A 19,360-nucleotide genomic window follows, 5' to 3' on the forward strand; every position below is an offset into this window, starting at 1 on the left:
GTTTCCGAAAAAATCAAGGTCCTGCCACTTTTCGTCGTTTCATGGCTGAATTGTGGCAGGAGCAATGCTTAAAAAGTGCTGAATTCAGCACTTTTCGTCACAATCGCGCCCGAATCAGGCGCGTGTCGGTCAGGCGTTGGCAGTCGTAATGCCTTTTTCGGTCAGCAGAGTCTCAAGCTCGCCGCTCTGGTACATGTCGGTCACGATATCGCAGCCGCCCACGAACTCGCCCTTGATGTAAAGCTGCGGCACGGTCGGCCACTGCGAGAAGTCCTTGATGCCCTGACGCAGTTCGGCGCTCTCAAGGATGTTGCAGGTCGCAAACGGGACGCCAAGATGGTTGAGAATCTGGACCACGCGCGCGGAAAAGCCGCACTGCGGGAAGAGCTTGTCACCCTTCATGAACAGCATGACCGGATTGGCGTCGATCAGGGTCTGGATATGCTGGAACACGGTTTCGGACATTGGATTTTCCTTGGTTCGGCAGGGCGGACAGAACGTCCGCTCCTGCTGTCAGTGCTCGTCTGGAAAAAAAGACGTCAGCCCCGGCTCTTAAGGGGTGAGCGTCTTGAGGGCCATCGCATGCAGTTCGGTGCCCATGCGGGTTCCGAACGCATCATAAACCAGTTTGTGCTGGCGTACACGCGAAAGCCCGCGGAAGGCTTCGCTTGTAACCTGGCAGGCGTAATGATCCCCGTCCCCGGCGAGATCTTCGATCTCGATCCGGGCGTCAGGGATGGCGGCGAGGATCGTGCGTTCGATTTCAGAAGCTGCCATCGGCATAAAAATCAGGCTCCCTCACCCATGAACTGCGGGAAGAACGCGGCATTGATCTCGCCGAGACGCTCCGCGCTGACACTGACGGTTCCCGGCACGACCAGATCCTTGCCGCCCGAACGTCCCAGACGGATTGCCGGAACATTGGCCTTCCCTGCTGCTTCGACAAGGGCTGCGCCATCGGACGTTGCAATGACGTAGCAGCCCTGATCCTCACCGAACCAGAATGCGTGCGCGGCAATGTCCGTCGGAGCGGCTTCAAGCGTGCATCCGACGCCGCTTGCCATGACCATTTCCGCGACCGTCACCAGCAGACCGCCATCGGCGATATCATGACAGGCCGCAACTGCGCCTGCCGTAATCTGGCTGCGTACGAAGTCTCCGTTACGACGCTCCACCGCAAGATCGACGACCGGCGGCGCTCCGTCTTCACGCTGGCAGATTTCGCGAAGCCACAAAGACTGTCCGAGTTCGCCCCGGATAGAGCCGACCAGCACCAGATCGTGGGCATCCGGCATCGCAAGCCCGATGGACTTGGATGCATCCGCAAGTACGCCAAGCGCGCCGATCGCAGGCGTCGGCAGAATTGCCTGAGCTTCACCGGACGGCGAGCGCGTCTCGTTATACAGCGAGACGTTGCCGCTCACGACCGGGAAGTCGAGCGCGCGACAGGCATCCCCCATGCCTTTGATGGCATCGGCGAACTGCGCCATGATTTCCGGCCGTTCCGGATTGCCGAAGTTCAGATTGTCCGTCACGGCCAGCGGCGTTGCACCGGTTGCCGTCAGGTTCCGCCATGCTTCGGCGACTGCTTGAGCGCCACCCGTCTTGGGATCGGCCTGACAGTAACGTGGCGTGCAGTCCGTCGTCAGGGCGAGACCCAGACGCGTATCGTCAACGCGGACGACTGCCGCATCGGCTGCACCCGGACGACGCGCCGTGTTGCCACCGACCGAGCCGTCATACTGGTTCCAGACCCAGGCGCGGGACGCCAGATCCGGACAGCCGATCAACGTCAGCAGCGCCTTCTCGATCCCTTCCGGGTCAGCAGGCGTTTCAATCCGTGCAGGTGCCGTCAGCGGCACGGTCGGACGGTTATAGAGCGGAGCTTCATCTGCCAGCGGGGCCAGCGGAATATCGGCTTCGATTTCGCCATGATGACGGATCGTGATGCGGCCCGTATCGGTCAGCACACCGATGATGGCGAAATCCAGCTCCCACTTCGCGAAGATCGCGCGCGCGACTTCGGTCCGCTCGGGCTTGAGGACCATGAGCATACGCTCCTGGCTCTCGGAGAGCATCATCTCGTAAGCCGACATGTTCGGCTCGCGCTGCGGAACAGCATCAAGATTCAGCTCGATGCCAACGCCGCCTTTGCCGGCCATTTCAACGGCAGAAGACGTCAGACCGGCCGCGCCCATGTCCTGAATGGCGACGATTGCATCGGTGGCCATCAGTTCGAGGCAGGCCTCGATCAGCAGCTTCTCGATAAACGGATCGCCAACCTGAACCGTCGGACGCTTGGACGCCGCTTCCTCGTCGAACTCTGCCGAGGACATGGTCGCGCCATGAATGCCATCACGGCCCGTCTTGGAGCCGACATAGACAACAGGATTGCCTACGCCCGCCGCAGCCGACAGGAAGATCTTGTCCTGCTTGGCCACACCCACCGTCATGGCGTTGACGAGCGGATTGCCGTCATACGCCTTGTGGAAGTTGACCTCGCCACCCACTGTCGGAACACCGACGCAGTTACCGTAGCCGCCAACACCACGCACGACACCATCGACGATGCGACGCGTGCCCGCATGTTTCGGGTCACCGAAGCGCAGGGCGTTGAGGTTCGCAACCGGACGCGCGCCCATCGTGAATACGTCACGCAGAATGCCGCCCACGCCCGTCGCCGCGCCCTGATAGGGCTCGATGAAAGACGGATGGTTGTGGCTTTCCATCTTGAAGACGGCGGCCAGACCCTCACCGATATCCACGACGCCTGCGTTCTCGCCCGGTCCGTGAATGACCCACGGTGCCTTGGTGGGCAGCGTCTTGAGATGAATGCGCGATGATTTGTAGGAGCAGTGCTCGGACCACATGACGGAGAAAATTCCAAGCTCCGTAAAGCTCGGTGTCCGTCCCATGATCGTGACAAGCTTGTCGTATTCCTCGCCGGTCAGTCCGAAAGACTGGGCAAGCTGGGCATCAATCGTCACACTCATCCGACAAGAGCCTCCACAAGGCCTTTGAAAAGCGGCACGCCGTCGGTTGCGCCGATTTCGGGGTCAGTCAGGTTCTCCGGGTGCGGCATCAGGCCACAGACACGGCCGTTTTCGCTCAGAATCCCGGCGATGGAGCGCGTGCTCCCGTTGGGGTTGGTCGCACGATCATCGTCCGAAACCACACCATCTACCCCACAATAACGGAACGCCACGCGGCCTTCGCCTTCAAGACGCTTCAGCGTCTCGGGAGAGGCCGTGTAGTTCCCGTCACCATGAGCGAGCGGCGCGCGGAACACATCACCTCGCGCCCAGCCCTGCGTATAGGGCGACGACGCGTTTTCAACCTTCAGGTGGCAATCCTGCGACAGGAAGCGCAGCCCTGCGTTGCGAAGCAGTGCGCCCGGCAGCAGATGGGATTCCGTCAGGATCTGGAAGCCATTGCAGACACCCAGAACATGACCACCCTTGCCAGCGAATGCCTTGACGTCACGCATGATCGGAGAATGCGCTGCCATGGCGCCACTACGCAGATAATCCCCGAAGCTGAAACCGCCCGGAAGCACCACGAGGTCCAGATCCCCCAGAGAGGTTTCCCTGTGCCAGATCAGACGCGGCGTCTGCCCCGTGACCAGCTTCAGGGCATGGACCATGTCGCGCTCCCGGTTCGTGCCGGGAAATACGACGATACCTGCCTTCATTTCTGGCCCTCCGCCGGAGCGGACGCATGGCACGGATAGGTGTCATGCAGCGCGCGATAGACAGCCTTGCCCGCAGGCTCCGTCAGCGCGTCGTTGTGGGCATGCAGCCAGGCGACAACCAGACCGCGGATTTGCGGCGCAGTCTGCTGGGCTGGAACGCAGAATGCAACCGGAGCAGATTCATCATGGGCGAAGGTGTCGTACTTCTTAGCCCAAGCCTCACCGTCCATCAGGCCGGACAGATAGGCGTCGCACATCCCGATGGAGGACTTGCTGGAGCACATCTGGCCCAGAGCCTTGCCCGAAACCTTGGACACGCGCTGTGCGTGAGCCGGGGCCGAAACAAGAACCGGAGCCGCCGCGAGACCAGCCAGCAGGAAGATCGTGGAAAGACGGGTCATCCGGCCACCTCGACGCTGAAATCCTCAATGACCTCATTGGCCAGAAGCGCGCGCGCCATGGCCTCGCCCTGTGCGAGTGCGTCGGCGGCATTGTCGGCCGGAACATCGAGTTCAACGACGCGATTGATGCGGACTTCGCCCAGACCCTTGAAGCCAAGGGTTTCAAGAGCATGGCCCACGGCCTTGCCCTGCGGATCGAGAACGCCGTCTTTCAGGGAAACAAAAACACGGATTTTCACTGAACTGCCTCCGGACCCTTGAGGTCACCATTCCCGGACTCGGGCAGAATCCCGAGACGCTTTGCCACTTCCTGATACGCTTCTTCGACGCGACCCATGTCGCGGCGGAAACGGTCCTTGTCCAACTTCTCGTTCGTCTTAGAATCCCACAGACGGCAGTTATCCGGCGAGATTTCGTCGGCCAGAAGAATGCGCATCTCCTCGCCTTCCCAGATCCGTCCGAATTCCAGCTTGAAATCGACAAGCGTGATGCCGACAGCCGTGAACATGCCCATCAGGAAATCATTTGTTCTGAGCGCAAGCTGGTTCATGTCGTCCATGTCCTGCGGTGCGGCCCAGTTGAACGCTGCGATATGTTCTTCCGACACCATCGGGTCGTTGAGCGCGTCGTTCTTGTAGTAATATTCAATAATCGTGCGCGGCAGGCGCGTCCCCTCGGGGATGCCAAGCCGCTTGGCCAGCGAGCCCGCCGCCACGTTGCGTACCACAACTTCAAGCGGGATGATCTCCACTTCGCGGATGAGCTGCTCGCGCATGTTCAGCCGACGGATGAAGTGGGTCGGGATGTTAATCTCGTGAAGCTTGAGCATCAGGTATTCGCTGATGCGGTTGTTCAGGACACCCTTACCGGTGATGATGCCGCTCTTCGCGCCGTTTCCGGCGGTGGCGTCATCCTTGAAGTACTGAACGAGTGTGCCGGGTTCTGGGCCTTCAAAAAGAACCTTGGCTTTGCCCTCATAGAGCTGGCGGCGGCGAGCCATGAGCAATCCTTAGCGTTGCGCCGTCCTGACAGAAAATGCGGACGGCTGGAGCAGCGACGAATTGTGGTTCCATAGCATTGCGGAACCGGAACTGCGAGTATGCGGAACGCAGGAAATCGCAGGAAGTCTGCGTTCCGCACGCCTCTCAGTCAAAGATACGGGCGAAGATGCGATCTACGGCGCGCAGATGCTGGGCCGGGTCGAACGCCTGATCGAGAATCTCCTTGCTGACACGACCGGCCACTTCCGGATCGGATTCAAGGTTTTCACGGAAGGTCTTGAAGCCCGGTTTGTTCAGCTTGGTCCATGTTTCCATGGCGTTGCGCTGTACGATCCGATAGGCGTCCTCGCGGGAAATTCCGGCACGAGCCAGCGTCAGCAGGACTTCGCCGGAATGGACGACGCCGCCGAGGCTTTCCATGTTGGCGATCATCTGCTCGGGATAGACGACCAGCTTTTCCATCATTCCGGCCAGACGCATCAGCGCAAAATCCAGTCCGATCGTGGCGTCGGGGCAGATATTCCGTTCGACAGCGGAGTGGCTGATGTCCCGCTCGTGCCACAATGCGACGTTTTCCAGCGCCGGGACAACATGCGAGCGGATGAGGCGCGCCAGACCGGTCAGGTTTTCCGACAGGACAGGGTTGCGCTTGTGCGGCATGGCCGAACTGCCCTTCTGCCCCTTGTGGAAAAATTCTTCCGCTTCCCGGACTTCCGAACGCTGAAGATGACGGACCTCGATCGCCAGACGTTCGATACCGCTGGCGATCACGCCGAGCGTGCAGAAGAAGGCGGCATGGCGGTCACGCGGAATGACCTGCGTCGACACGCTCTCGACAGCCAAGCCCAGCTTGTCGGCGACGTATTCCTCGATTTCCGGGTCGATATGGGCGTAGGTTCCGACAGCGCCGGAAATCGCGCAGACCGCAATTTCCTTGCGGGCCTGCACCAGACGCTCGCGGTTGCGGGCGAACTCGGCGTAGTGGCCGGCAATCTTCAGGCCAAAGCTGGTCGGCTCGGCGTGGATCGCATGGCTGCGGCCGATCGTCACCGTGTTGCGATGCTCGTAGGCGCGATCTTTGAGTGCGGCCAGAACGCGGTCCAGATCTTCCAGCAGCAGATCGGCGGCCTGCGTCATCTGCACGGACAGGCAGGTGTCCAGAACGTCCGAAGACGTCATGCCCAGATGCACGAAACGGCTATCCGGACCGACCTTTTCCGCAAGCCAGGTCAGGAACGCGATGACGTCATGGCGCGTTTCGGCTTCGATCTCGTCGATGCGGGCCAGATCCGCGTCGGAAAAGGCCGCCATGGCGACGTCACCCTTTTCGCGGATGGTCTTTGCTGATTCGGCGGGAATGTCACCCCGTTGTGCCATGGCTTCGCAGGCAAGGGCTTCGATCTCGAACCAGATGCGAAAACGGTTGGCGGGAGACCAGATGGCAGTCATCTGCGGACGGCTGTAGCGGGGTACCATGGGAACTCCGGATGCGAGGTGGGGCTTTACGGAGGCTCCTTAGACCAAATACGAAGACATTGCACGGACCCCTTTTCGGAAGAATGACACCTTGGCCCCTGACTCTCTGCTTCACGCCCTCATCGCCCTCGGCCAGATCACCCTGATCGACATCACCCTCGCCGGTGACAATGCGGTCGTCATCGGGATGGCCGTGCGCAATCTGGAAGGGCGGCAGCGTCGTCTCGCCATTCTGTTTGGAACCGGGTTTGCTGCCATTCTGCGTGTAGGGCTGGCCCTGCTGGCGACCACGCTGCTCGCCGTGGTCGGTCTGACGCTGGCGGGTGGGTTTCTGCTTCTGTGGGTCTGCTGGAAGATGTATCGTGAGCTTCGAGGCGGCGAGCATCATGAGGACGTCGAGGCCGCCCCGCCCCGGCTCGGCCCTGCCGTGCTCAAAATTGTTGTGGCCGATCTGTCCATGAGCCTCGACAACGTGCTGGCGGTTGCCGGAGCGGCTGTCGGGCATCCGTGGATTCTTGTTGCGGGGCTCGTGCTATCGGTGCTGTTGATGGGGCTTGCTGCATCGGTCGTCGCCAATCTTCTGGCCAGATATCGCTGGATTGCATGGATCGGTCTGCTGGTGGTTCTGGGCGTTGCAATCGAACTCATCATCCGCGGCGGCGGGGAGGTCTGGACGCATGTTCTTCCGAGCTGACAAAACTCTTTTTGCGGGGCTGATGACGCTGCTTGTCACGTCATCAGCCCTCGCTGCACCCCCGATGGAGATTACCCCCTCACCTGTTCAGGAACGGCTGGCGGAGTGGCTGATCCTCGTCGGGCCGGAAGGAAGCAGTTTCTCGGCACAGCGTTATGCCAGTTTCCTCGCACAGATGCCGCAATGGCCGCAGAGAGTGCGTATTCTGTGGCGTTTTCAGAACGCACTCTCTCAGACATCCGATCCCCAGACCCTGAACGCTCTCTGCCCGCTTTATCCGCTCACATTACCCGCGGCGTTTACAGCCTGTGCAGACCATCTCCCGGACCCGGCCTCCACAGCGCGCCGTCTCTGGCTCTTCGGAAGCGCCCTGACCACTGCCGAAGAGCAGACCCTGCTCACGCGGTTTGGTCAGGCCTTCACGCCTGCCGATCAGTGGAGCCGCTATGAAGCGCTCGAACTGCGAGGGCAGTTTTCGGCGGCGGCCAGACAGATCGAGCGTCTTTCAGCCGATCAGCAGCTTCTTGCTCGCGCCAGACTGGCCGAACGTCTCGCCTCTCCCGATGCCGATTCCTTGTTCGCCTCCCTGCCATCGGACCTGCAATCCGACCCAACCCTAATCCGCTATCGTCTGCGTGCGCTGCGTCGCGGGGATCGGCTGGATGAAGCGCTGTCTCTCTGGACCACGCAGGGCGCGGCTCTGCAGCGGGCGAACCCATCCCATGACTGGTCTTCAGAGCGGATCAGCCTCGCCCGCGCCCTGCTTCTGGCCGGTCGTCCGAAAGAGGCGGCAGACCTCGCAGACGACACCACCCTGCCCCCGGACACGACAGACCGTCAGGAAGCGGCTCTTCTCAGCGGCTTCATTGCGCTTAGAGAGCTTCATGACCCGGCGCGCGCGGAAAAGTTCTTTGCTCTTCTCCAGAGCGCAACCTCGCTTCAGATGCAGGCTCGCGGCTATTACTGGACAGGCCGCGCCCTTCAGGCCGCTGAAAAACATCAGGATGCCCAAGCTGCTTTTCAAAAAGCCGCGACCTTCCCCACGACGTTTCCGGGTCAGCTCGCTCTGGCATCCCTGACGCAGAACAACGCCATTCTGGTCTCAGGTCAGTCGTCATCGGCCTTTGACGACGCCCTGTTACAGGCCCTTCAGTCTCTGCCCACTCCGCCCGCCGGAACGCTCAGCCGCCCCGATCTGCTCGAAGCCGCCACGGACCTCGTACAGGCAGGTGATCCCGATCATGCACGGGATTTCCTCATGATGCTGGAAGCCGTCAATCCGTCTCCGGAAGGTCAGAAAGCCGTCGCCGATGCTGCGTCCCGCCTTGGGTTACCTGCGCCGGAAGTCTTTGCCTCCTATGCCTTGGCCCGCAAGGGCATTGCCCTTTACCCGCAGGGCTTCCCCGACCCCTACCCAGCCGCATCAACTGTTCCGGACGGCTTGCTTCCCGCCATCATCCGGCAGGAAAGTGGTTTCGATCCGAACGCACTAAGCGGCGCCAAGGCCGTGGGCCTGCTGCAACTCCTACCCGCCGCAGCCAGAGATGTGGTGCGTAAGGGGCATCTGGGGCCGATCAACGTCTCTCCCGCGTCCCTAACCGATCCGCAGATAAACCTGAAAATCGGCAACGCCTATATCTCTCAGCTTCTCGAACGCTTCGGGAATGTGATCCCCTACGCGCTGGCTGCCTATAACGCAGGCCCGCATCGGGTGGACCTCTGGCTCAAAGCAAACCCACCTTCGGACCCGCTGTCAGAAGACGGTGTTTTGGACTGGATCGAACGCCTGCCCTACCGGGAAACCCGCCTTTATATCGAGAACATCGAAGCAGGAATGATGGTCTATCGTGTCAGGAATCTTCATGCCGGATAACGACATTGCCGCCCTCGCCGGACGGGTTCTGGAGCATCTCCGCCGGTCCGGTCGTAGACTGGTGACAGTGGAAAGCTGCACAGGCGGCCTGATCGGTGCGGCTCTCAGTGATATTCCCGGTTCGTCGGACGTTTTGGAAGGCGGTTTCATAACCTATTCCAATGCCTTGAAAATGAGCGCCGTGAGCGTTCCAGAAGCGGTTCTCGCACAATACGGAGCCGTCAGCCTCCAGACGGCTCAGGCCATGGCTGAAGGCGGCCTTCTGAACGCTCCGGACGCTGATATTGCCGTTTCCGTGACAGGCATCGCAGGCCCGGGCGGTGGTAGCGTTGCCAAGCCGGTCGGGACCGTTTGTTTCGGACTGGCTGGTCGCACCGGATTGTCTTCGGTCGTTCAGTGTCACTTCGCCGGAGATCGCACCAGCATTCGTTCTCAGGCTGTACAGCAAGCGCTTCAGATGGTTCTGAACGCCTGACGTAAAAAGGGCGGCTCCGAATGAACGGAGCCGCCCTTTTCTGCGAACCTGCAACAGACCACCGGCCTGTTTGCGGACTCAGTTGCCCTGCGTCGGAGCTGGCATCGTCGAGGCTGCCGGAGCTGCCTGAAGGCTGGGGGCAGTCGGGATCGCGGTCGGAGCAGCGGGCGGAACTGCTGCCGTCGGAGCGGTCGGAGAAACCGGCGTTTGGGCCTGCTGCAGCGAACGTGCGTTCAGGTCTTCCGTCGTGGTGGCACCACTGGCTTTTGCAGCGTGAGCAGCCTTTTCATGATGCTTGCCGTGATGATGAGCGGCCATTGCCGGAGAGGCCGCAGCAACCAGAGCAGTCAAGGCGAATGCGCCAAAAGAAATCTTTTTCATAACGTAATCCTTTCCTGTCACCATCGCGGTGCTTGACGCTGTAACGACTCAGCCCGCGAATGGTTCTGGCAACACTATGAAATTTTATGTCCTTTGGGAAAAACCGGGTGTCGGAGGAGTAACCTTCGCCCCCTGCGTTCCGTAAATATCCCGCGCGCGCTTGATGAAGGCGGACACCATAAGACGCACACCTTCATTGAACACCACGCCCATCGCGTTTTGCAGAAGTCGAGACTTAAACTCGAAATCCACAAAGAAATCGACCAGACAGCCGCGAGGATCCGGGCTGAACGTCCACACATTGTTCAGATAGCGGAAAGGCCCTTTTTCATAACGCACCCGGATGCGCGACGGTCTCTCCAACGTCACACGGCTCGTGAAGGTCTCGCGGAACGGGCCAAACCCGATCGTCAGATCCGCTACAAGCTCCTGTTCAGTCTGGGTGCGGATGCTCGCCTTCACGCACCAGGGCAGAAACTGCGGATATTTCTCGACATCCGCCACAAGATCAAAGAGCTGGTCCGGAGTGTAGGCGATCAACCTTTGCTCGGCATGTGTCGGCATCAGAGACTTTCTTTCAGACGGCTTTTCCGCGCAGCCTGAAGCTTCGCGAAATCACTGTCCGCATGATAGGAGGACCGGGTCAGCGGACTGGCACTGACCTGAAGAAATCCTTTTGAACGGGCAGCCGCAGCATAGCCGTCAAACTCGTCGGGGGTAATAAACTTTTCAACGGCCGCATGTTTTGCGGAAGGTTGGAGATATTGCCCCAGTGTCAGGAAATCGACGTCTGCGATCCTGAAATCATCCATGACCTGAGCCACTTCCATACGTTCCTCGCCAAGCCCAAGCATCAGGCCGGACTTGGTGAAAATGGAAGGATCGAGTCTCTTGACGCCATCCAGAAGCCGGACGGATTGATAGTAACGCGCACCCGGCCGGATGGTGGGATAAAGTCGGGGTACGGTCTCGATATTGTGATTGAACACGTCGGGCCGTGCAGCCACGACAACCTCCAGCGCTCCATCTTTACGAAGGAAATCAGGAGTGAGGATTTCAATCGTGGTCTCTGGAGAGGTCTGCCGGATAGAACGGATGACCTGCGCGAAATGCTCCGCACCGCCATCGGCCAGATCGTCACGGTCCACGGATGTGATGACGACATGTCGCAGCCCGAGTTTTGCCACAGCCTCGCCGACGCGTCGGGGTTCGTCCGCATCTAGATGCTTCGGCATCCCGGTCGTGACGTTGCAGAACGCACAAGCCCGGGTGCAGATCTCGCCCATGATCATCATCGTGGCATGACGCTGCGACCAGCATTCCCCGATATTGGGACATGCCGCTTCTTCGCAGACCGTCACGAGGCCTGCATCGCGCATCAGCGCCCGCGTCTCGTGATACACGGGATGGTTCGGCGCCTTGACCCGGATCCAGGATGGTTTGCGCTGGATAGGATTGTCAGGCCGGTGCGCCTTCTCCGGGTGCCGGAGCGCGGGGGTGGCGCGATGGTCGATGGTGATGCGCTGGGACATGATGCTCAGATATGCAACGGGCCGTCGAAGGCCGCCAGTGTTGCCTCGTGCATGGTCTCGGAAATGGTCGGATGCGGGAAGACCGTTTCGATCAGTTCCGCCTCTGTCAGTTCCCCGGTCCGGGCAATGACATAACCCTGAATCATTTCTGTAACTTCCGCGCCGATCATGTGCGCGCCCAGAAGTTCGCCACTTGTCGCGTCGAACACGGTCTTGACCATGCCGTCCGTCTCACCCATCGCGACAGCCTTGCCGTTGGCGATGAATGGGAAACGGCCGACCTTGACCTTATGTCCTGCGGCAATGGCCTTTTCTTCGCTAAGACCGACAGATGCGATCTGCGGACGCGAATAGGTGCAGCCCGGAATGTTCAGCGGATGCAAAGGCTGCGGCGAACGTCCGGCGATCTTTTCAACGCAGAGGATGGCTTCGTGGCTCGCCTTATGGGCCAGCCAGGGTGCCCCGGCCACATCACCGATTGCATAGACCCCTGGCTCGCCTGTCCGGCAGAAGCCGTCCGTGACGATATGGGTCCGGTCCACCTGAACCTTGGTGCCCTCAAGCCCCAGATCCTCGACATTGCCCACAATGCCAACCGCACAGATGACGCGGTCTACCGTCAGATCGATCTTGCCCGTCGGACTTTCGATCGTCGTGGAAACCTCGTTTTCAGTCTTATTTAGCGGGCCGACCTTCGCGCTGGTGATGATCGTCATCCCCTGCTTTTCGAAAGCCTTGCGGGCTGCTGCACTGATTTCTGGATCTTCGGCGATCAGGATCCGATCCGCCACTTCGGCGATCGTGACCTCACTACCCATGTTCCGGTAGAACGACGCAAACTCGATACCGATCGCACCCGATCCGATGACCAGAAGACGCTTAGGCAGCTCCTTCGGCGTCATGGCCTCCCGTGCCCCCCAGATCAGGGTGCCATCCGTCTCCAGTCCCGGAAGCTGACGCCCCCGCGCACCTGTTGCCAGAATGACATGCGGCGCCTTGATGGTCGCAACCGCCGCGCCATCCTTCGTGATGGCAACCTGATGCGCCTCGCCCGAACGCCCAGCTAGTTTGGCGCGGCCGTCAAAGGTCGTGACCTTGGCTTTCTTCAGAAGATGGGCAATCCCGCCGCCCATCCGGCGCGCAATGCTGCGTGAGCGGCCCACGATCTTGGACAGGTCGAACGAGATATTGTCTGCGGACAGGCCGAACGTGCCCAGTTCATGCAGAAGATGATGGATTTCCGAAGAGCGCAGAAGCGCCTTGGTCGGAATACAGCCCCAGTTCAGGCAGACGCCACCAAAATGCGTGCTTTCCACGAGCGCCACGCTCATGCCGAGCTGGCTGGCCCGCAGCGCCGCCACATAGCCGCCGGGGCCGCCACCAACAACAATCAGATCGAATGTATCGGACATGGTTCAGACCACCAGAAAGTAAGGATTCTGCACGATATCGCGCAGCGCATTCAGCCACTCGGCGCCTAGAGCACCATCAACCGCACGATGATCGACCGATAACGTCGCAGTCATTACGGTCGCAATCGCAATTTCCGAGCCACGGACCACGGCCCGTTTTTCGCCTGAGGCAATCGCCAGAATCCCGGCCTGCGGCGGATTGATGATCGCAGCGAAGTCACGCACGCCGAACATCCCCATATTGGAAACGGAGAACGTCCCGCCTTGGAATTCCTCGGGCTTGAGCTTTCCGGCACGGGCGCGCTTGGCCAGATCCTTGGCTTCGACGCTGATGTCACGCAGGGATTTGCGATCGGCATTACGGATGATCGGAGTGATCAGCCCGTCCGGAATTGAGACGGCCATCGAGATATCAACATTCTCGAAATGCAGCGTCTCGGCATCCCTGAACTGGACGTTCACGCCCGGAACTTTCTTTAGTGCCAGCGCTACGGCTTTGATCATCATGTCATTGACCGAGATCTTGAAGCTGTTTTCCTGCGCCGTCGCATTCAGCTTCGAGCGCAGGGCCAGCAGCGCATCCAGCTCAATATCGACCGAGACATAGAAATGCGGAACCTGCGTCTTGGATTCTGTCAGACGACGCGCGATCACCTTGCGCATCGTCGAGTTCGGCACCCGACGGACCGTCTCTTCCGATGCGGTGATGACGGGCGTAGCAGCAGCTTTCGGAGCCGTTTTGGGCGCAGCAGGGCCTTTCTCAACGTCGCGCTTGAGAATACGCCCGTTCGGACCACTTCCCGTCAGGGCGTCAAGGGCAATGCCCCGCTCACGCGCCATACGCTTGGCCAGTGGAGAGACGAAAATCCGCTCTCCCTTGGCCTCAGCCGAAGCTTTGGATGCCGGAGCAGCAGGTGTTGTTTCTGCGCTTACCGTCTCAGCTTTCGGAGCCGCTGGGGCCTGCGAGGCAGAAGCGTCAGGCACGGCCTCGCCCTCTTCCACAAGAATCGCAATCGGCGTGTTGACGGGAATCCCCTCAACGCCTTCCTGAATCAGGATGCGACCAAGGATGCCCTCGTCCACGGCTTCCACTTCCATGGTCGCCTTGTCGGTCTCGATTTCGGCAATCACGTCACCGGCGGCGACGGTATCACCCTCGGCTTTGAGCCAGCGGGCCAGTTTGCCCTCGGTCATGGTCGGCGACAGCGCCGGCATCAGAATATCGGTAGCCATCGTTGTCAGTCCCGCAGCTGCTTGCGAACCGCATCCACAACCCATTCGGGTTTCGGAAGCGCCAGTTTTTCGAGATTGGCCGCATAGGGCATCGGCAGGTCAAGCCCGCAGACACGCGCGGGCGGAGCATCGAGCCAGTCAAAAGCCTGCTCGACGGCCACGGTGCAGATTTCCGCCCCGATGCCTGCGACCGGCCAGCCTTCTTCGACGGAGACGATGCGGTTCGTCTTCTTCACACTGCGTACGATTGTCTCGGTATCCAGAGGACGGATCGAGCGCAGGTTGATGACTTCGGCCGAAATGCCTTCTTCTGCCAGAAGAGCTGCGGCTTCCAGCGCCACGCCGACCATGATGGAGAAGGCCACGAGCGTTACGTCCGTCCCTTCCCGTTCGATCTTCGCGCGACCGATCGGCAGGATGAAGTCTTCATCCACGGGGCACGGAAACTTCTGGCCGTAGAGGATCTCGTTTTCCAGAACGATGACCGGGTTCGGATCGCGAATGGCGGCCCGTAGCAATCCCTTCGCATCTGCAGACGACCAGGGGGCGACCACCTTCAGGCCCGGAATATGGGCAAACCAGCTTGCGAAACACTGCGAGTGCTGTGCGCCGACACGCGCCGCTGCACCATTCGGGCCACGGAACACGATGGGACAGCCCATTTGACCGCCGGACATGTAGAGCGTCTTGGCGGCAGAGTTGATAATATGATCAACGGCTTGCAGCGAGAAATTCATGGTCATGAACTCCACGATCGGCTTGAGCCCAGTCAGCGCCGCACCTACGGCCATGCCCGTGAAGCCATGTTCCGTGATCGGCGTATCGATGACGCGCTTCTCGCCGAACTCATCCAGCAGGCCCTGACTGACCTTGTAGGCACCCTGATACTGCGCCACTTCCTCACCAATCAGGAACACGTCCTCATCACGACGAAGTTCGGCTGCCATCGCATCTCGCAGAGCCTGACGGACGGTTATTTCGCTGGTCTCGCCCCAGTCCCGGTCATTCTCGGCCTGTGCGACTTCCGGTGCTTCCACGATCCCCGGATCAGCCGGTGTTTCAATCGCGACAGAAGCGCCCGCAGCCGGATCGGCAGAACGGGTCACGGTGTCCACAGCCGAAGCGTCCTCGCCTTCCGCCAGAAGCACGGCGATCGTCGTGTTGACTGCAATGTTCTGCGTACCTTCGGCAACCAGCGTCTTGCCGATCACGCCTTCGTCCACGGCTTCCACTTCCATGGTCGCCTTGTCGGTCTCGATTTCGGCAATCACGTCTCCGGCGGAAACGGCCTCACCTGCCGTCTTGACCCAGCGCGCAAGCGTCCCTTCGGTCATCGTCGGCGAGAGGGCCGGCATCAGAATCAGAGATGCCATGGATCAGGCCTCCACCAGAATATCAGTCCAGAGTTCGGAATGATCCGGCTCCGGGCTCGTCTGTGCAAATTCGGCCGCGTCAGCGACAATGGCTTTCACGTCCGTCTCAATGTCCTTGAACACACTCTCTTCGATCCCGCTGCGCAGCATCTCGGCCTTCAGCGTCTCGATCGGGTCGCGCGTCCGGCGCATCTCCTCGACTTCCGAACGCTGGCGATACTTCGCCGGGTCCGACATGGAGTGCCCACGATAGCGATAGGTTTCCATTTCCAGTAGGAACGGCCCCTTACCCGCACGGCAGTATTCCACAGCTTCCTGCGCGGCTTCATGAACTGCGAAAATGTCCATGCCGTCGACCTTGCGGCTGGCAATGCCCCAAGGCTCGCCATTGCGCGACAGATCTTTGGAAGCCGAGGCGCGCTCAATGGACGTGCCCATGCCGTAGCGGTTGTTCTCGATCACATAGATGCAGGGCAGCTTGTGCAGGGCCGCGAGATTGAAGCTCTCATAGACCTGGCCCTGTGCCGATGCGCCTTCGCCGAAATACACGATCGAGACTTCATCCGTACCGCGATACTTGTTCGCGAAAGCCAGACCCGTGCCCAGTGCGACCTGCGCGCCGACGATACCATGACCGCCATAGAACTCCTTTTCACGGGAGAACATGTGCATGGAGCCGCCCTTGCCGCGGGAATACCCGCCGGACCGGCCCGTCAGTTCCGCCATGACACCGCGCGGCGTCATACCCGCCACGAGCATCTGTCCGTGGTCACGATAGGACGTGATGGACTTGTCGCCCTGCTTCATGTTGAGGCCGATCCCGACCACAACGGCTTCCTGCCCGATATAGAGATGGCAGAAGCCGCCGATCAGACCCATGCCGTAAAGCTGTCCGGCTTTTTCCTCGAAACGCCGGACAAGAAGCATGTCCCTGTAAGCGCGCTTCATGGTCTCCGGCGAAAGGGCCGGACCGTTGCTCCGGCCTGAAGCGGACGGTGTCTCGTCCATGACGGTCTCCTGATGGAAATGCATAAAATCCCGCATGCTCTTAGCGGCAGAAGCCACCAAAGGCCAGACCACGTTCCGCTTGCGCGGAATGCCCCGATCTGGGGGATATGCCGTGAAAAAACGGCTCTGACCGCCCCGAAAGGCGGCCGGAGATCAAATGAAACCGAGCAGTCGACGTGCCGCCACGCCCGGATCGGGCTCACGCAGCAGGCTCTCACCGACCAGCACGGCGCTCGCGCCAACTGCACCAACCTTCATCATGTCATCCTGCGTCCGGATGCCACTTTCAGAGACGACCAGACGATCCGGCGGCACCATCGGCGCCAGATCGATCGTCGTCTGGATATCGGTTTTCAGAGTGCGCAGGTTACGGTTGTTGATCCCGATCAGGAACGTATCAAGTGCCAGCGCCCGGTTCAGTTCGGCTTCATCATGGACTTCCAGCAGGACATCCATGTCCAGTCCGCGCGCAATTGCGATCAGTTCGGCAGCCTGCGTTTCCGTCAGAACCGCCATGATCAGCAGAATGCAGTCCGCCCCGATCAGACGGCTCTCATGAACCTGCCAGGGGTCAAGGATGAAGTCCTTGCGCAAAATCGGCAGACTGCAGGCTTCGCGAACAACGCGGATATCTTCCGTGCTGCCATGAAAGCACGAGCCTTCCGTCAGAACGGACAGGCAGGTGGCGCCGGCGGCCTGATAGTCCTGCGCGATCTTCACTGGATCGTAGTCCGGACGCAGGATCCCTGCGGAAGGAGATGCCTTCTTGATTTCGGCAATCAGCCCGACCTGACGGTCTGCCGTCAGATGCTGAAGCGCCTGCCCGAACCCCCGTGTGGGGGTGGTGACTTCCCGCGCCCGCGCCGTGATATCCTTGAGAGACATGATCTGCGAGCGCTGTTCGATGTCCACCCGCGTACGCGCGCAGATGCGTGCCAGAACATCACTCCGGTCGGCAGCGGTTTCCGCTTCCGGATTTTTGATCGGAGGGGTCGTCGTTTCCGGAACTTCCGGGTCCGGAAACTGTTCTGTTCCCTCGGGCGAATATGTCATCGCCGGTCGATGGTGCATGAATGTCATGATCGTCCTGCGTCTGTGGAAGTAATGGAATGAGCTGACAGACGCGCCCGCTCAAGCGCGGCGCGGGCGAGCCCACGGTCGATGGACTCTGCCGCCAGACCTACATTGCGACGGAAAGCCGGAACGTCAATCGTCCCGCCCTTCACGATATTGCCGCGTCCTGCCACATGCAGGGCCGCGGCGGCGTTGAGAAGAACTGTATCACGGTAAGCACCGCCGGCGCCTTCCAGTAGGGAAAGCAGTGCGGTCGCGTTGGTCTGGGCATCACCGCCCCGGATGGCGGAGATCGGAGCTGCCTGCAGGCTTGCCATATCCGGTTCGATCTCAAACGAAAAAAGAGCGTCTTTCTCCCATGCTGAGACCTGAGAGGGGCCAGCGAGGGTCAGTTCGTCACTGCCACCTTCCGGGGTCGCGCCATGCACAACCCAGACGGACAGGCTCCCCAATGCGCCAAGGGCTTTTGCAACCGGCTCGCACCAGCGTCCATCAAACACGCCGATCAGCTGATGGCGCACCTGAGCGGGATTGCAGAGTGGTCCGAGCAGATTGAATAATGTCCGAAAACCCAGCGTCTTACGCACCGGCGCCGCATGACGCATCGCAGGATGATGCTGGGGGGCTGCCAGAAAGACCAGACCGTCTTCGCGCAGACGCCTGCCTTGCAGGGCCAGATCATCGGTAGGCGGAATTCCCAAAACCTCCAGAACATCCGTTGCACCCGTGGCTGACGAGAGCGCGCGGTTGCCGTGTTTGGCGACGGGAACGCCCAGACCGGCCAGCACGAAGGCCACAGCCGTCGAGACGTTCAGCGTCTTCAGGCCATCCCCGCCGGTTCCACACACATCAATCGCCCCAGCCGGAACATCCGGCAGGAGCGTCATGTGATGCCGGACGGCTTTCACGGCACCCGTCAGTTCGGCCAGAGTTTCTCCACGGAGTTTCAGAGCCGTCAGAAAAGCCGAGAGATGAACCGGATCAACTGTCCCTGCCATGATGGCGTGGAAAGCAGTCTCTGCCTCCTGATTGCTGAGAACCTGTCCCGAAGCAGCTTTGTGCAAAAGCGTTGTAAACTCAATTCCCACCGTCAGGCGGCCTGCGAGGTCACGACCGGAATCCCGGCAATCGTCAGGAAATTAGCCAGGAGTTCGCGTCCGGCGACGGAAGCGATGCTCTCAGGATGGAACTGTACGCCATGTATGGGATAGTCGCGATGGCGCACACCCATGATGACCCCATCTTCCGTCCGCGCATTGACGACCAGAGTCTCGGGAATGCTGTCGGGCTGAAGCGTCAAGCTGTGATAACGCACCACATCTACCGGATCGGGCAATCCGGCAAAAACCCCCGTTCCGTCATGGTGAACGGCGCTGATCTTGCCGTGCATCGGCACGGGCGCCCGCACGACTTCTGCACCGAAGACTTGCCCGATGGCCTGATGACCAAGGCAGACACCGAAAACCGGCACACGTCCCGCGGCCGCGCGGATCAGATCACAGCAGATCCCTGCTTCCGCAGGGGCACCGGGACCGGGTGAAATTACGATAGCAGCCGGATCAAGCGCCAGAGCCTCTTCAACGCTCAGCGCATCGTTGCGACGCACATCACATGCTGTTCCAAGCGCGCCCAGATGATGCACGATGTTGAACGTGAAGCTGTCGTAATTGTCGATGAGAAGGATCATGGCGACAGAATGACCTTCGCGTCTCTTTTCGTCAAACAACACATCGTGT

General features: G+C 60.3%; 21 protein-coding genes. 3 read left to right on the plus strand and 18 right to left on the minus strand.

Annotation, left to right across the window (positions count from 1 at the left end; genetic code table 11):
• Nucleotides 1–129 precede the first annotated feature (129 nt).
• The 8 genes from grxD to purB form a co-directional block, all read right to left on the minus strand.
• Nucleotides 130–465, minus strand: coding sequence for a Grx4 family monothiol glutaredoxin (gene grxD, locus GKO01_RS08575; RefSeq protein WP_099286707.1), 336 nt, complete (start codon nt 463–465; stop codon nt 130–132).
• 87 nt (nt 466–552) lie between these two features.
• Nucleotides 553–783: a BolA/IbaG family iron-sulfur metabolism protein gene (locus tag GKO01_RS08580; RefSeq protein ID WP_062032111.1), complete on the minus strand. Its 231-nt coding sequence runs from the start codon at nt 781–783 to the stop codon at nt 553–555.
• Between the two features lie 5 nt (nt 784–788).
• A complete protein-coding gene (gene purL / locus GKO01_RS08585; protein ID WP_099286708.1) occupies nt 789–2,993 on the minus strand; it encodes a phosphoribosylformylglycinamidine synthase subunit PurL in 2,205 nt (734 codons plus the stop codon).
• Complete coding sequence (purQ, locus tag GKO01_RS08590) at nt 2,990–3,691, minus strand: phosphoribosylformylglycinamidine synthase subunit PurQ (RefSeq protein ID WP_099286709.1); 702 nt, start codon at nt 3,689–3,691, stop codon at nt 2,990–2,992. Before purQ ends, purL begins: the two co-directional genes overlap by 4 nt.
• On the minus strand, nt 3,688–4,092 hold the full coding sequence (locus GKO01_RS08595; RefSeq protein WP_099286710.1) for a Rap1a/Tai family immunity protein: 405 nt from the start codon (nt 4,090–4,092) through the stop codon (nt 3,688–3,690). The genes purQ and GKO01_RS08595 overlap by 4 nt, the downstream gene beginning before the upstream one ends.
• Entirely contained in the window at nt 4,089–4,331 is a 243-nt protein-coding gene (gene purS / locus GKO01_RS08600) for a phosphoribosylformylglycinamidine synthase subunit PurS (protein WP_099286711.1), read from the minus strand. The genes GKO01_RS08595 and purS overlap by 4 nt, the downstream gene beginning before the upstream one ends.
• Nucleotides 4,328–5,092: a phosphoribosylaminoimidazolesuccinocarboxamide synthase gene (gene purC, locus GKO01_RS08605; RefSeq protein WP_099286712.1), complete on the minus strand. Its 765-nt coding sequence runs from the start codon at nt 5,090–5,092 to the stop codon at nt 4,328–4,330. Before purC ends, purS begins: the two co-directional genes overlap by 4 nt.
• A 145-nt stretch (nt 5,093–5,237) precedes the next feature.
• Nucleotides 5,238–6,569 carry an adenylosuccinate lyase gene (gene purB, locus GKO01_RS08610; protein WP_099286713.1) on the minus strand — a complete coding sequence of 444 codons (1,332 nt, stop codon included), beginning with the start codon at nt 6,567–6,569 and terminating at the stop codon, nt 5,238–5,240.
• Nucleotides 6,570–6,660: 91 nt separating this feature from the next.
• Here purB and GKO01_RS08615 point away from each other — a divergent pair, with 91 nt between their 5' ends.
• Genes GKO01_RS08615 through GKO01_RS08625 form a run of 3 tightly spaced genes read left to right on the plus strand, consistent with a single transcriptional unit; the run spans nt 6,661 to nt 9,611 of the window.
• The gene (locus tag GKO01_RS08615) at nt 6,661–7,263 is read left to right on the plus strand and encodes a YjbE family putative metal transport protein (protein WP_099286714.1); all 603 of its coding nucleotides are present in this window, start codon (nt 6,661–6,663) and stop codon (nt 7,261–7,263) included.
• Entirely contained in the window at nt 7,247–9,136 is a 1,890-nt protein-coding gene (locus GKO01_RS08620) for a lytic transglycosylase domain-containing protein (RefSeq protein ID WP_099286715.1), read from the plus strand. The genes GKO01_RS08615 and GKO01_RS08620 overlap by 17 nt, the downstream gene beginning before the upstream one ends.
• On the plus strand, nt 9,126–9,611 hold the full coding sequence (locus GKO01_RS08625; protein ID WP_099286716.1) for a CinA family protein: 486 nt from the start codon (nt 9,126–9,128) through the stop codon (nt 9,609–9,611). The genes GKO01_RS08620 and GKO01_RS08625 overlap by 11 nt, the downstream gene beginning before the upstream one ends.
• Nucleotides 9,612–9,689: 78 nt before the next feature.
• On the opposite strand, the gene GKO01_RS08630 is transcribed toward GKO01_RS08625, so the two are convergent.
• From GKO01_RS08630 to GKO01_RS08675, 10 genes are all read right to left on the minus strand, one after another.
• A complete protein-coding gene (locus GKO01_RS08630; RefSeq protein ID WP_099286717.1) occupies nt 9,690–9,992 on the minus strand; it encodes a hypothetical protein in 303 nt (100 codons plus the stop codon).
• A gap of 84 nt (nt 9,993–10,076) precedes the next feature.
• Nucleotides 10,077–10,556 (minus strand): type II toxin-antitoxin system RatA family toxin, encoded by a 480-nt coding sequence (locus tag GKO01_RS08635; RefSeq protein ID WP_099286718.1) that lies wholly within the window; start codon nt 10,554–10,556, stop codon nt 10,077–10,079.
• Nucleotides 10,556–11,524, minus strand: coding sequence for a lipoyl synthase (lipA, locus tag GKO01_RS08640; RefSeq protein WP_099286719.1), 969 nt, complete (start codon nt 11,522–11,524; stop codon nt 10,556–10,558). The genes GKO01_RS08635 and lipA overlap by 1 nt, the downstream gene beginning before the upstream one ends.
• 5 nt (nt 11,525–11,529) lie before the next feature.
• Nucleotides 11,530–12,936: a dihydrolipoyl dehydrogenase gene (gene lpdA, locus GKO01_RS08645; RefSeq protein WP_099286720.1), complete on the minus strand. Its 1,407-nt coding sequence runs from the start codon at nt 12,934–12,936 to the stop codon at nt 11,530–11,532.
• 3 nt (nt 12,937–12,939) lie between these two features.
• Entirely contained in the window at nt 12,940–14,169 is a 1,230-nt protein-coding gene (locus tag GKO01_RS08650; RefSeq protein WP_099286721.1) for a pyruvate dehydrogenase complex dihydrolipoamide acetyltransferase, read from the minus strand.
• 5 nt (nt 14,170–14,174) lie between these two features.
• Nucleotides 14,175–15,542 carry a pyruvate dehydrogenase complex E1 component subunit beta gene (locus GKO01_RS08655; protein ID WP_099286722.1) on the minus strand — a complete coding sequence of 456 codons (1,368 nt, stop codon included), beginning with the start codon at nt 15,540–15,542 and terminating at the stop codon, nt 14,175–14,177.
• A 3-nt stretch (nt 15,543–15,545) separates the two neighbouring features.
• Nucleotides 15,546–16,550: a pyruvate dehydrogenase (acetyl-transferring) E1 component subunit alpha gene (gene pdhA, locus GKO01_RS08660; protein WP_099286723.1), complete on the minus strand. Its 1,005-nt coding sequence runs from the start codon at nt 16,548–16,550 to the stop codon at nt 15,546–15,548.
• 153 nt (nt 16,551–16,703) lie between these two features.
• Entirely contained in the window at nt 16,704–17,630 is a 927-nt protein-coding gene (trpC, locus tag GKO01_RS08665) for an indole-3-glycerol phosphate synthase TrpC (RefSeq protein ID WP_099286724.1), read from the minus strand.
• Nucleotides 17,627–18,718 (minus strand): anthranilate phosphoribosyltransferase, encoded by a 1,092-nt coding sequence (trpD, locus tag GKO01_RS08670; protein ID WP_099286725.1) that lies wholly within the window; start codon nt 18,716–18,718, stop codon nt 17,627–17,629. The genes trpC and trpD overlap by 4 nt, the downstream gene beginning before the upstream one ends.
• Nucleotides 18,715–19,311 (minus strand): anthranilate synthase component II, encoded by a 597-nt coding sequence (locus tag GKO01_RS08675; protein ID WP_099286797.1) that lies wholly within the window; start codon nt 19,309–19,311, stop codon nt 18,715–18,717. Before GKO01_RS08675 ends, trpD begins: the two co-directional genes overlap by 4 nt.
• Nucleotides 19,312–19,360: the final 49 nt, after the last annotated feature.

The sequence above is a fragment of the Gluconobacter kondonii genome, assembly GCF_002723995.1.
Taxonomy (GTDB): domain Bacteria; phylum Pseudomonadota; class Alphaproteobacteria; order Acetobacterales; family Acetobacteraceae; genus Gluconobacter; species Gluconobacter kondonii.